Origin of the sequence: Nonomuraea sp. PA05 (genome assembly GCF_008086045.1) — a bacterium.
GTDB classification, from domain to species: domain Bacteria; phylum Actinomycetota; class Actinomycetes; order Streptosporangiales; family Streptosporangiaceae; genus Nonomuraea; species Nonomuraea monospora.
Genome location: NZ_VSEY01000009.1, coordinates 56,787 through 68,580 on the forward strand (window position 1 = coordinate 56,787; position 11,794 = coordinate 68,580).

9 protein-coding genes and 1 pseudogene are annotated in these 11,794 nt (G+C 72.7%); 2 read left to right on the forward strand and 8 right to left on the reverse strand.

Features of this window, described 5'->3' with window-relative positions:
• Nucleotides 1-32: 32 nt before the first annotated feature.
• Complete coding sequence (locus FXF51_RS16145) at nt 33-1,112, forward strand: hypothetical protein (RefSeq protein ID WP_148435281.1); 1,080 nt, start codon at nt 33-35, stop codon at nt 1,110-1,112.
• Between the two features lie 841 nt (nt 1,113-1,953).
• On the opposite strand, the gene FXF51_RS16150 is transcribed toward FXF51_RS16145, so the two are convergent.
• Nucleotides 1,954-4,215 carry a catalase gene (locus FXF51_RS16150; protein ID WP_148435282.1) on the reverse strand — a complete coding sequence of 754 codons (2,262 nt, stop codon included), beginning with the start codon at nt 4,213-4,215 and terminating at the stop codon, nt 1,954-1,956.
• Between the two features lie 241 nt (nt 4,216-4,456).
• Here FXF51_RS16150 and FXF51_RS16155 point away from each other — a divergent pair, with 241 nt between their 5' ends.
• On the forward strand, nt 4,457-5,107 hold the full coding sequence (locus tag FXF51_RS16155; protein WP_148435283.1) for a uridine kinase: 651 nt from the start codon (nt 4,457-4,459) through the stop codon (nt 5,105-5,107).
• A gap of 22 nt (nt 5,108-5,129) precedes the next feature.
• Here FXF51_RS16155 and FXF51_RS16160 read toward each other — a convergent pair whose 3' ends face one another.
• The 7 genes and pseudogenes from FXF51_RS16160 to FXF51_RS63760 all read right to left on the reverse strand — a co-directional run.
• Nucleotides 5,130-6,233: an alcohol dehydrogenase catalytic domain-containing protein gene (locus FXF51_RS16160; protein ID WP_148435284.1), complete on the reverse strand. Its 1,104-nt coding sequence runs from the start codon at nt 6,231-6,233 to the stop codon at nt 5,130-5,132.
• Between the two features lie 25 nt (nt 6,234-6,258).
• Nucleotides 6,259-7,131, reverse strand: a complete 873-nt coding sequence (locus tag FXF51_RS16165) for an oxidoreductase (protein ID WP_148435285.1) — start codon at nt 7,129-7,131, stop codon at nt 6,259-6,261.
• Entirely contained in the window at nt 7,128-8,171 is a 1,044-nt protein-coding gene (locus FXF51_RS16170) for a 3-oxoacyl-ACP synthase (protein WP_148435286.1), read from the reverse strand. Before FXF51_RS16170 ends, FXF51_RS16165 begins: the two co-directional genes overlap by 4 nt.
• Nucleotides 8,168-9,676 (reverse strand): acyl-CoA reductase, encoded by a 1,509-nt coding sequence (locus tag FXF51_RS16175; RefSeq protein ID WP_148435287.1) that lies wholly within the window; start codon nt 9,674-9,676, stop codon nt 8,168-8,170. Before FXF51_RS16175 ends, FXF51_RS16170 begins: the two co-directional genes overlap by 4 nt.
• Complete coding sequence (locus FXF51_RS16180; RefSeq protein WP_148435288.1) at nt 9,669-11,024, reverse strand: long-chain fatty acid--CoA ligase; 1,356 nt, start codon at nt 11,022-11,024, stop codon at nt 9,669-9,671. The genes FXF51_RS16175 and FXF51_RS16180 overlap by 8 nt, the downstream gene beginning before the upstream one ends.
• Nucleotides 11,021-11,554 (reverse strand): acyl carrier protein, encoded by a 534-nt coding sequence (locus FXF51_RS61880; RefSeq protein WP_222871324.1) that lies wholly within the window; start codon nt 11,552-11,554, stop codon nt 11,021-11,023. The genes FXF51_RS16180 and FXF51_RS61880 overlap by 4 nt, the downstream gene beginning before the upstream one ends.
• A gap of 69 nt (nt 11,555-11,623) precedes the next feature.
• A pseudogene (locus tag FXF51_RS63760) lies at nt 11,624-11,764 on the reverse strand (KR domain-containing protein); the annotation flags it as partial.
• Nucleotides 11,765-11,794 lie beyond the last annotated feature (30 nt).

Below are 11,794 nucleotides of genomic sequence, written 5' to 3' on the forward strand. Positions count from 1 at the left end.
GCACCCCCTCAGATCGATGCGACGATGAGGCAATGGCACCCGCGATCCGTCACGCGGATCTCGTCGCGGAGCTGAGAACGGTGCGCGAGCGAGGGTTGCTCCGGCTCCGCCATACACCGCTGCCCGCGTTGACCGCGGCAGCCGCCGCGCTCGGCTCGCCGGTCGACGCCGAGCTGGCGCCTTCCTCGATCGCCTCCCTGCTTGACCACGTGGTCAACGGCATGGGCGACGGCACACTCGCGACAGCCTGCGCATACACGTTCGGGGTCATCGCAGGCACCCGCGACTGGCCTGCGCAGAGCCGCAGACGGCGCGCGTCGGAAGTGTACGCCGTCTCGCCGGAGCGCTTCCGCAAGCACCACGAGCGGATGATCATCGAGTATGCCGCCGAGGAGATTCTGCGCCTGTGCGGTGGGCAGGCGCGCCTTCCCACCGACGAGGGCCTGCCGCTGGGCACCCGCCGTCGGTTGTCCCTGGGCCCGCCCGGCCGTGAGCGGCACGTGACCGTCTGCCGCATGCCCGTGCAGGCGCTGCGTGACATGGACATCCTGGTCTCGTCCGAGAACGTGTACCTGGAGATGTCCAAGACCTTCAAGTCGTCCCTGTCCGCCAGCCTGCGCTCGGCCGCCGCGCGCAGGAACGACGTCGGCGAGCTGATCGACGACGTCCTGCAGCGGGAGCTGCACGACTGGTCTCGCGCCCACGGCCGCGAGGGGCTGGCCGTCGCGCCGGGCACCGTGGTCGCCACCTCCTCGGGAGAGCTGGCCCGCACCGGGATCCGGCGCATCTACCACGCAGCAACGGCGATCCCGCGTACTCACACGAATGACTACGACGTCGAACCCACCGGGGTGGTGCGCGCGGTGGGCAACGCGTTCCATCTCGCCGGGCAGGAACGGGACAGGTTCGCACCGCCTCTCCGGTCGATCTGTTTCCCGCTGTTCGGCGCCGGTCGCGGCGGGCTGGACCCCGGGACGAGCTTCGCCTATCTGTGGGCGGGGCTCGAACCCCAGCTGTCGGACGGCTGGGAGGTGTACCTGCTGACGCGCAGCACGGCGAGTTGCGCGGCGGTGCTGCGCTCGCTGACGGACCTCGGCGCGCGGCCCGAGTGACACCCAACGCGCGGTTCACGGCGCGTCCAGTGCTGGCCAACGGGATATCAAAGCCGGAGCGGACTCCGGGAGGCGCCGATACATTGCGCACGCGAAGGATGGATCGCATCACGGGGGCAGGACATGCGCAAGAAGATCGAGTGGGTTCGCGGACGGGTGCCGGTCCGCGCTCTGATACTGGTGGGCGGAACCGCCGCCGCCGTGGCCGTCGCGGTGGCCGTAGGCGGGAGAACGACCACGTCCACCGGCCGGCCGGACTCCCCTCCGCACCCCGCCGGCGCCCAGACGGAAGTCGTCCGCGACGGCGCTCCGGCGGCGTCCCGGCTGTGGCGCAAGCCGAGCGCCGCGCCGGCGCCGGCCGCTGCTCCCCAGGAGAAGGCGGCGCGTCGAAGCGACGAAGCCGGTGTCGCGGTCGGCGAGCAGCATGGTCGCCGACCGCCCGTACGGCCACAACGGCCGGTCGGCACCGCGGGTCATCGTCCGGGCCCGCGCAACAAGCCCGGACGGACCGTCCCGTCCCCGCATTCGCCGGTGCCCCTTGGACGCGATCAAGGCTCATCACTGCTCGGCCTGAGGTGCGACGAGATGTTCCCGCCACGTCAAGCGGAGTTCCGGATGCGCAACGTCGCATGTCATCGCCTCCTGGGCTGAAGCAGCGACTTGCTCCGCCCAGGTGCGATACGCCGTTCAGGTTGATCCGCCCGTGATCAGCCGGCACTCGCCCACCTCGGCGAAGCCGGCCTCGGCCGGCTCACGGCGGAGGAGGGGCCGGGCCAGGCGATCGTAGGAAGCGGGCCGGTCGAAGCCGATGGCAGCGCAACGGTGATCACCTGGGGTCCGGTCAGGCGGCCGCCGGGAACCGCTCCCAGACGCGGTGCGCGCCCATCAGCCCCACCACGTCGCGCAGCACCTGCTCACCGTCCCCGCCGACGACCACGCCGGGAGCCTGCTCGGGCACGCCCGCCTGCGCGAGCGCCTGCCCCGCCGTGCCCCAGCCGCCGATCGCCTTGGCGTGCCGGTAGACCTCCTGCACCATGAGCTTCACGCGCGGGTCCACGGGCTCGTCCGGCAGGCGGTTGCCGGCCTTGGCGTCCCGCGCCCCGTAGGCGTCCTTGCCCGGCATCGGCGCTCCGGCCAGCAGCAGGGCGTCGAACTCGACCGAGCGGGCGGTGAGGAACGTCCGCTGCACCGGCATCGTGCCCAGCATGCCGCCCTTGGGGGCGATGATCAGCGGCACCATGCCGGCGGACAGCACGGCCTGCCGCACCGCGCCCACCACGCCGAGGTCGCACGACTCGTCGGCGACGATGCCGATGATCCGCCCGTCGGCCGGCCACTCCCGGCCCACCTGCGACAGCGCGGGGCTGGGCGCCGGATCGGCCAGCGGCTCGGACGGGGCGGGCTCGGGCAGCCCCAGCCCCTGCGCCACTTCGCGGCACAACACCGGGTCGATGTTGGCCAGCACCCGGAGCTGCCGCTCCTTGATCGCCTGCTCGTAGCACTTGCCCAGCTCGAAGGTGTAGGCGTCGATGATGTGCTCCCGCTCGGGGGCGGACATGCTCAGCCAGAACAGCCGCGCCTGGCTGAAGTGGTCGGCGTACGAGGCCGGCGCCTCGCGTACCTTCCGCCCCGACACCTCCAGCGGCACCTCCACGTACGCGCCCTCGCTCGCGCCCGCGTGGAACGGGCAGCCGCCGTCCAGCGAGTTCGGCTTGTACGGCGCCACCCCCCGGTGCACCGCGTCCTGGTGCCAGCCGTCCCGCAGCATGACGTTGATCGGGGCGTGCGGCCGGTTGATCGGGATCTGCGCGAAGTTCGGCCCGGCCAGCCGGGTGATCTGCGTGTCGAGATAGGAGAACAGCCGGGCGGCCAGCAGCGGGTCGTCGGTGATGTCGATGCCGGGCACCAGGTGGCCGGTGTGGAAGGCGACCTGCTCGGTCTCGGCGAAGTAGTTGGAGGGGTTGCGGTTGAGCTCCATCAGGCCGACCGGCTGGACCGGCGCCAGCTCCTCGGGCACGATCTTCGTCGGGTCCAGCAGGTCGATGCCCTCGAACATCTGCTCAGGGGTGTCAGGGAAGACCTGGATGCCCAGCTCCCACTGCGGGTACGCGCCCGCCTCGATCGCGTCGGCGAGGTCACGCCGGTGGAAGTCGGGATCCACGCCGCTGATCATCTGCGCCTCCTCCCACGTGAGGGAGTGCACGCCGAGCTTGGGCTTCCAGTGGAACTTCACCAGCGTCGTCGCGCCCTCGGCGTTGACCAGCCGGAAGGTGTGGACGCCGAAGCCCTCCATCATCCGGTAGGAGCGGGGAATGCCGCGATCCGACATGTTCCACAACGTGTGGTGGGTGGCCTCGGTGTGCAGGGAGACGAAGTCCCAGAAGGTGTCGTGGGCGCTCTGCGCCTGCGGGATCTCCCGGTCGGGGTGCGGCTTGCCGGCGTGGATGACGTCGGGGAACTTGATGCCGTCCTGGATGAAGAACACCGGGATGTTGTTGCCGACCAGGTCGTACACGCCTTCCGTGGTGTAGAACTTGGTCGCGAAGCCCCGCGTGTCGCGTACCGTGTCGGCCGAGCCACGCGAGCCGAGCACCGTGGAGAAGCGCACGAAGACCGGCGTCTCGGCCCCTTCCGCGAGGAAGGCGGCCCTCGTGACGTTCGAGGCGGTGCCGTAGGAGCGGAACACGCCGTGGGCCGCCGCGCCGCGGGCGTGCACCACACGCTCGGGGATGCGCTCGTGGTCGAAGTGCATGACCTTCTCGCGCAGGTGGAAGTCCTGCAACAGCACCGGGCCGCGCGGGCCGGCCTTGAGCGAGTGGTCGGTGTCGCGCAGCCGTACGCCCTGCGCGGTGGTCAGGAAAGCACCGGTCTGCGCCATCGCCGCCTGCGGCGCGCCGGTCGGCTCGCCGGTCGGGGAGCCGGTGTCCGGGCCCGTCTGGTCAGGCTTGGGGGGCAACGGCTCGCGCGGCTCGGTCGGCTGCTCCAGCGAGGCCGGCTCGCTGTTCGGCGCTCCGGGGATCTCGGCCTTCGACGCCGGGCCGCCATCGGTCACGGCGTCCACGACCTTTCCGACGGCGGACTTGATCGGGTTCGACTCGGTCATTGTCTGTCTCCTCAGCACACGCCATGACATCTGCGGTTTCCGTCAGGCGTCGCCCGCTACCCAGGTCATGGGACGCCATTCCGCCGGGTGCTGCCCATGGGAGTGATCTCGTCACTCGACCTTGCGTGATCTTTGCCCGTGGAACAGCGGCCACTGAACGGCGTGTAGGCTGCCCAGCTCGCGGCGGGCGCCGGGCGATCGGCGGCCTGTCCGGGCAGGCCCGTATCTCAGGAGGTTGCCGATGCGTCTGCATCCAGGCGAGACCATGGCCGTCGGCTGGCGGGTGGTGACCTTGCTCGACGCCGTCCGGCAGTTGCGCGACGCCTCACCCGGCGTCGCCGGACGTCCGAGGGTGATCGCGATCGACGGCCGGGGCGGCGCAGGCAAGACGACCCTGGCCGGGCGGCTACGCGAGGTGGTGCCCGGCTCCGCCGTCGTGCACACCGACGACGTCGCCTGGAACCACGCCTGCTTCGACTGGGGCACCGTGCTGGCCGAGAACGTCCTGCGGCCTCTGCACCGGGGTGAGGCGGTGGACTTCCGTCCCGCCGCCTGGATCGAGCACGGCCGGCCCGGGTCGATCACCGTCCCCGCCGGCGCCGGCTTCGTCTGGGTCGAGGGCACCGGGATCATCCGCGAGGAGCTCGACCCGTGGCTGGACGCCTCGGTGTGGATGCAGGGGGACCTCGATGAGCAGGAGCGCTTGCTGCTCGTCCGCGACGGTGACTCCCCCGGGCAGCGGGAGCATGTGGCGAACTGGCTGCTGGAGGAGCTGCCGTTCCTGGCGCGTGAACGGCCGTGGGCGCGCGCCACCATGATCGTCGCCGGCCCGCCGCACCTCGATCACGACCCCGGCACCGAGCTGGTCGTCTCCCCGCCGTCCGATCGTTAGCGGCCCCGCGCCGTGCCCGGCGTCACGGCCGGAGCACGACGCGCACATGCGCGGAAGCGCCGCCGGCCAGGAGGCCGACGGCACGCTCGGCCTCCGCCAGAGGGTAGACCCGCGTGACCGAGGCGGAGATGTCGAGCCGTCGGTGCGTCAGCAGGCCGGCCACGCGTCGCAGGTCCTCCAGCGGGTAGCCCAGGAACGCGGCGGCGGTGTGCTCACGGTCGTAGAAGCGCCCGAAGTCCTTGATGGCGATCGCTCCCGTGCACACCCCCGCGAGCACCAGGCGGCCACGCATGCCGAGCAGCGACTGGGCCTGATCTCGCGCCTCAGGACGGCTGGCGAAGTCGACGGCCAGGTCGAAGCCGCGACTGCCCGCCAGGGCTGCGGCCCGTGCGGGGGCCGCGGGATCGGCGGGGTCGCAGGCCAGGTCGGCGCCCAGTTCCAGGGCGCGCAGGCGTGCCTGGGGCCGGGGGTCGAAGGCGACGATCGGCGCCGCGCCGGCGAGCCGGGCGATCTGGACGCCGTGGGCGCCGAGGCCGCCGACTCCCCACAGTGCGACGCTCTCGCCCGCTCGCAGGGCGCCGATCCGGATGAGCGCGCGGTAGGGCACGGTGACGGCGTCAGGAACGATCGACGCGGCCTCCGGCGAGAGCTCGTCCGGCACCCTGACCAGCGCGTGATGGGCGGACAGCGTGTACTGCGCCCATCCGCCGTCGACGTCCATGCCGAGGGTGCGCAGTGACGCGCACGGCCCGGACATCGACGTGCACGCCGCGCAGTGCCCGCACCGCTGCCGGGACATGGGCATGACGCGCTGCCCTGCCCGCCAGGCGCCGGGCACGCCCGGTCCGAGTGCGGCGATCGTCCCGGCTATCTCGTGGCCGAGGGTGATGTGGTGCCCCGGCCCTCCGTCGGGTGTGAAGGCGCGCAGGGAGCCGTCGAGGACGTGGACGTCCGTCAGGCAGACGCCCGCGGCGTCCACCCGGATCAGCACCTGCCCGGCGGCGGGACGGGGAACCGGGACCTCGTGCAGGCCGAAGGATCCCGTCGAGGTCTCCAGCCGCGCGGCGGTCATCGTCTCAGGGAGATCGGCCGTGTCACCGGCCTCGGCGTCGATGGTGTGCGTCATGTCGCTCCTGTCGGAATGTACGTGCTCAGGAGGCCAGGGCGGTCAGCCGCGCCAGGTCCGTCTCGCTCATCCGGGCGGCGACCTCGGCTGCGGCGAGGTTCTCCTGGAGGTGGCCGGGGTCCGAGGTTCCCGGGATGGGGAGGATCGCCGGGTGCCGGTTGAGCAGCCAGGCGAGTGCGACCTGCGCCGGTGTCGCCGCGATCGTTTCGGCCACTTCTGTCAGGACGGATGCGCGGCGTTGTGCCGCGGTGCCCAGCGGGAAGTAGGGCACGAACGGGATCCGTTGCGAGCAGGCTTCGAGCACGTCTTCACCGGAGCGGTCGAAGAGGTTGTAGCGGTTCTGCACCGCGGCGACCGGTGCGATGACGGCCGCGCGGGGCAGGTGGCCGGGGACGATGCCGCTGAGCCCCAGGCAGCCGATGTCACCCTTGGTGACCAGGTCGGCGAGAGTGCCCCAGGACTCCTCGAACGGGGTGCGGTCGTGGGCGAGCAGCCCGTCCCCGCCGACTCTGAGATAGACGAGGTCCAAGCGGTCACGGCGGAGCGTGCGCAGGTTGTCGTGCACCTGCCTGGTGAGCTCGGCCGGTGAGCCCGCGGGCAGCCATGCCCGGGTGCCGTCCCGTCGGACACCGACCTTGGTGGCGATCAGCAGCGTCTCCGGGTAGGGGAACAGGGCGTTGTGGACGAGTCGGTTGGCGACCTCGGGCCCGTAGAAACCGGCTGTGTCGATGTGGGTGACGCCGCGTTCGACCGCGGCGCGCAGCACACCGACCGCACGGTCGCGGTCGGCGGGCGGCCCCCACACCCCTGGCCCGGGGAGCTGCATCGTGCCGAATCCGACGCGGCCCACCGAGCGGCCGGCGAGGGAGCAGGAAGTGGACGGTGGTGTCGTGGTCATGGCTTCGCCTCCATGTCGGTGGGACGGCGGAAGACGCCGCACGTCCAGGTGAATCCACCGCCGCCGCTGAGGATCAGCGCTTGCTCCCCCGGCGGCAACGAGCAGTCCGCCGCCGGGAAGGCGGCGAGGTTCGCCAGCAGGTCGCCCGCCCCCAGGTGTCCGGTTCGGTGCCCGAGGTCGAGGCAGGGCACGCCGGGGAGCAGCCGGTCCAGGACCGGGCGGTAGAGGACGGCCAGGGTCCGGGCGCCGACCCGCGGCAGCAGCACCATGCGCGGTGCGGGGCCGCCGGAGTCCAGTCCGGCGTGGCGCAGGGCGGTGCTGATCGCCTCGGCGGCGCCCGTCTGGGCGGCGGTCCGGAAGCTCTCGGCATCGTGCTCGGCGACGAACCGCCGGCGGGTCTCGCGTGGGTGGGGTGTGGCGGGGTCGCCCGGTCGCCGGCCGGCGCGGTGGACGGACTCGAGGTGCGGCGCGGCGGCCGACGCGAGCGCCACGAGGTGCAGATCGTCACGGCCGGACGCGGGCAGGTCGATGACCACGGCGCATCCGGCGTCGCCGTACAACATGATGTCGCCGCGCCAGCGGTCGAAGCCCGGCGCGGCGAACGTGTCCGCCGCCGTGATCAGTGCGGGCCCCGTGTCCGGGTCGGCGGTGAGCCAGGCCGCGGCGGTGTGCAGCGCGGCGGCGGAGCCGTTGCTCATCTGCTGCACCGTCAACGGCATCGCCCTGCCCGCGCCGAGCCGGTCGGCGATGTGGTGGGCCGGTGACCAGAACGGATGTGCCGGCCGGTGCAGCCAGGTGTGAACCAGGAGGCGGATCGCCGAGGACGGCGTGGCGGCCTGCTCCAGAGCGAGGCGGGCGGCCCGCACGGCAAGCGTCTCGGGGGTTTCTCCCGGTTCGGCGGCCGGGAGTCCCTCGTAGCCGCTGGCCGCGCAGTCCTCCGGCCGCAGCAGCCCGCCGGCCAGCGCCTCGGGCACCTTCAGCGAGCGGCCGGGGAGGTGGACGGCGGCTCCGCGGATCGCCAGCGGCGCGCGGAGTCTCATGGCGCGGCAGTGGTCGGGGCGGGCGCACCGGGGCGGGCCGGGGAGCCGGCCGGGAGTCGTCCCAGGCATTCTTCCGGCGCGATCCGGGCCGGGTCGGCTCCCTGGTCGGTGATCCAGCGGATCATCCGGCGGATGGGCTCCACGCAGTCCTGCGGGAGTTCGTGCCGGTAGTGGGCCGCGTAGCCGAGGTCGACGATCCGCTGCACCCCGTACAGGGGGGCCGTGTCGCGCACCGCACGCCGCAGGGACGGCGGGTACACGCCCAGCGTCTGCGTGGCGGAGGTGAGGGCCGGCACCGCGTCGCGGGCGTCCGCCACCGGCACGATGTTCACGACCCGGCCGCTGAGCTGCTCCGGGAAGTCGAGTGCCTCGCCGGTGAGTGAGACCACGACGGCGCCTTCGCCGTCGTGACCGCCGATCACCTGGTACCAGTCGGGGACCGTGCGCAGGGCCTGCAACCGGGCACGCAGTTCCGGGTCGAAGCGCCTGACGGGTGTGCTGATCTGTTCGGGCAGTCGCTGGATCTCGTGGTACACCAGCCGTGCCCACGCGCAGGCCTGGGCGGCGCCCGTCGCGGCGTAGATGATCCTGCTGTTCATGCAGCCGAGCTGGTTGAGCGAGCCGACGTCCGCGGCGGCGCGCCGGGCGGTCTCCGCCATCTCCTCGCCGGAGGTGAAGGCCTCGGGGCCGACGAGGGACGCGCTCAGCTTCGGGTCGAAGGTGAGCAGCTCCAGCCCCGGGCGCAGATACCCGGTGATGTGCCGGACGGCGGCGTGACCGCCCCAGGCGATGATCTTCTCCAGGTGCGCCGGGTGATAGAGCCGCCGCTCCAGCTCGGCGTCGCCGCCCTTCCAGTGGAGCACGCTCAGATGCTTGGTGAGCGGGTGGTCCGGAGCCATGGCGGCGGCGGTGCGGGCGATGGCGGGCGCCGTCAGCGGATCGTTCGACGGGGTCTTGATGATGGCGTCGCCCCGGGTCAGGGCGTTGCGGATGACGGTGAGCGCGGCGATCATCGGGCTGTTGCCGGCGATGATGTGCACCGCACGCGCGCCCATGGCGCGTACGGACGCGCTGCGGCCGTCGGGCTGCCGCACCTCCTGCCAGCCGTCGAGCGCTGCCGCGCCGCCTGCCTGCTCGGCAACGGCGTGGATCGCCTCCCGGGTGAACAGGGACGGCAGATGGGTGTAGGTGCTGCGCAGGAGCGGCGCGGTGAGGTCGGACCAGGCGGACGAGTGCCGGACGGCCTCGGCGATGAGCGGGTTGCCGTCCGGGTGCAGCAGGGGACCGAGCGCCACGAGGTAGTCCTCGATCTCCTGGTAGGGCAGCGCACCGGCATCCGCCATCGCGGCCGGATCACGCAGCGGCAGGTCGCGCAGCAGCGTGTGCGGGTCGGGAGCCTGGAAGCCGCCCACGCCGTCGCGGGCGGCGAATCGGACGGGCGGGCCGGTGACCGTTCTGCCCCGCAGCACGGACGCGGCGTGGGGGAGGTCGCCGGGCTCAGGCACGAGTGTCCTCCAGGTAGCGAAGCGCGTCGGCGTGCGCGTCGGGAGCCGCCGCGCAGGTGATCTTGTCTTCGCCGCCCTGGTCGGTGTCGTAGCGCTCGATCCGCCGGTCGATGTGGGGCGTGGAGCGCCCGCACCGGCACGCGGTGAAGTCGGCCGTCACGCGGTCGCCCGAGGCGAACCCTCCCCAGTGCACCTCCGCCATCAGGTCGAAGAAGGCCGCCCGCCCGGCCTGCACGCCGGTGCGGGGCAGCGGCCGGCCGGTGTCAGGGTCGAGGACGTAGAGGACGACCCAGGGCTCGATGTGGAAGCGGCCCTGCGAGCAGAGGTTGTTGAGCGCCATGACCTCGGACAACGCGTAGATGTGGTGCAACGCCGGAACGCCGAAGAACGCCCGGACCGTCTCCTCCCAGTCGTCCGGCACGGCCTGGTTCTTGGCGCCGCCTCCGGGCATGACCACGGAGCCGGGGGCGAACACCGCCTCCAGCCCCTGGTCCAGGCCGGCGCGGGCGAGGGAGTACAGCAGGTTCCAGGTGTTCATGGCGATGACCCGCCGCCCTCGCAGCGTGTCGGCCAGCTCGCGGGCGAACGACGCCATCGCCGCCCCGGGGCGCTGGGCCTCCTGGAACTCCGTCAACCGGGCGGACAAGCCGGGGACGGCTCTTGCAGGGGCCGCCGAGCGCAGCCCGCCGGCCAGGAACATCACGTCCGCGCTCATCAGGCCCGGATGCAGGCAGTGGAAACGGTCCTCGTGCTGGGCGAACCGTTCGGCCATCGCCCGCCCGCACCGGGCGATCCCGCTGCGCCCGTACCGGTAGGACGGCCACACGACGTCCACGGGCCCCTCTCCCGTCACGAGCGCGTCGAGGCCCACGATCCGGAACAGCTCGTCGAACTGCCGGTGGGTGTGCGGCAGGAAGGACATGGTTCCCGAGGTTCCCGAGGAATGCGCCAAGCGAAGCCCGGTCCCGGTGTCGATGCGCTCCAGCCAGGAGTCGATGCTGTCGCAGCCGGTGGTGCCGACCCCGGACAGGTCCACGGTGGTGAGCCGCTGGAGCCAGGCGGTGAGCCGGTCGTAGCGGGACGAGGCCAGCAGGGAGACGGGGTAGGACTTGTACACGGTGTGCGGGAGCAGCAGCGGGGCGATGTCGTCGAGCGCGCGCACGTCGTGGATGCCGGCGTCGTCGGCCAGCGTGTCGAGCACGGGCAGGCGTCCGCGCAGCGCGGTGTACCGCTCGCGCAACGCGTCGGTCTGCAGCCGGGTGAGCTCCGCCGCCGGCAGTTCGTGCATGGCTTCCCGGGTGCCGAAGAAGCCGATCGGGTCGGCGGGGAACGTCGCGTCGCTGGTCATGCGGTGGCTCCAGTCGTGGTTGCTTCTTCGGACCGGCGTCCGGACAGCAGATCAGCCAGGTGGGCCGCGATCTGGGCGGAGGTGGGCCGGTTCCACAGGACGTTGGCCGGTAGGGCGACGTCCGTGCGTGCCTCGAGCGCGACCCGCAGCCGGACCGCGAGCAGGGAGTCGATCCCCAGGTCCGGCAGGGCGCGTTCACCGTCGATCGCGTCGGCCTGGGTGCCGAGCACCTCGGCCACGGCGGCGCGGACCTCGTCGTACACGGCGGCGCGGAGCTGGTCGCCGTTGAGCGCCAGGAAGCGTGCCGACGCCGCGCCCGCGATGCCGCCGGGCCGCGCGGGGGCCATCAGCCCGCGCAGCAGCGGCGGCCGGCTCGCGTCGTCGGCGCCTGCCTTCAGGCGGAAGACCGCCAGGTGGGGGGCGGCTGCCTGGACGGCGCTGTCCCAGGCCCGCAGCGCCTGGTGCGTGGTGATGTCGCCGGTGCCACGCGCGGCGAGCTCGGCGTCGATCACTTCGGAGGAGGTGGACATGCCGAGGCCACGCCAGCTCGTCCAGGCCAGCGACACCGAGGTGTCGTCCGGCGCGATGGTACGCCGGTGCACGGCCAGGGCGTCGAGGAAGGCGTTGGCCGCGGCGTACGCGCCCTGGCCCGGCAGCCGGAACAACTGCCCGGCGGAGGAGAAGCCGGCGAAGAAGTCCAGGCTGCCCGGCGGGTACAGGGCGTGCAGGGCGAGCGCGCCGGCGACCTTCGCGCGGAGCGTGGCGCGTAC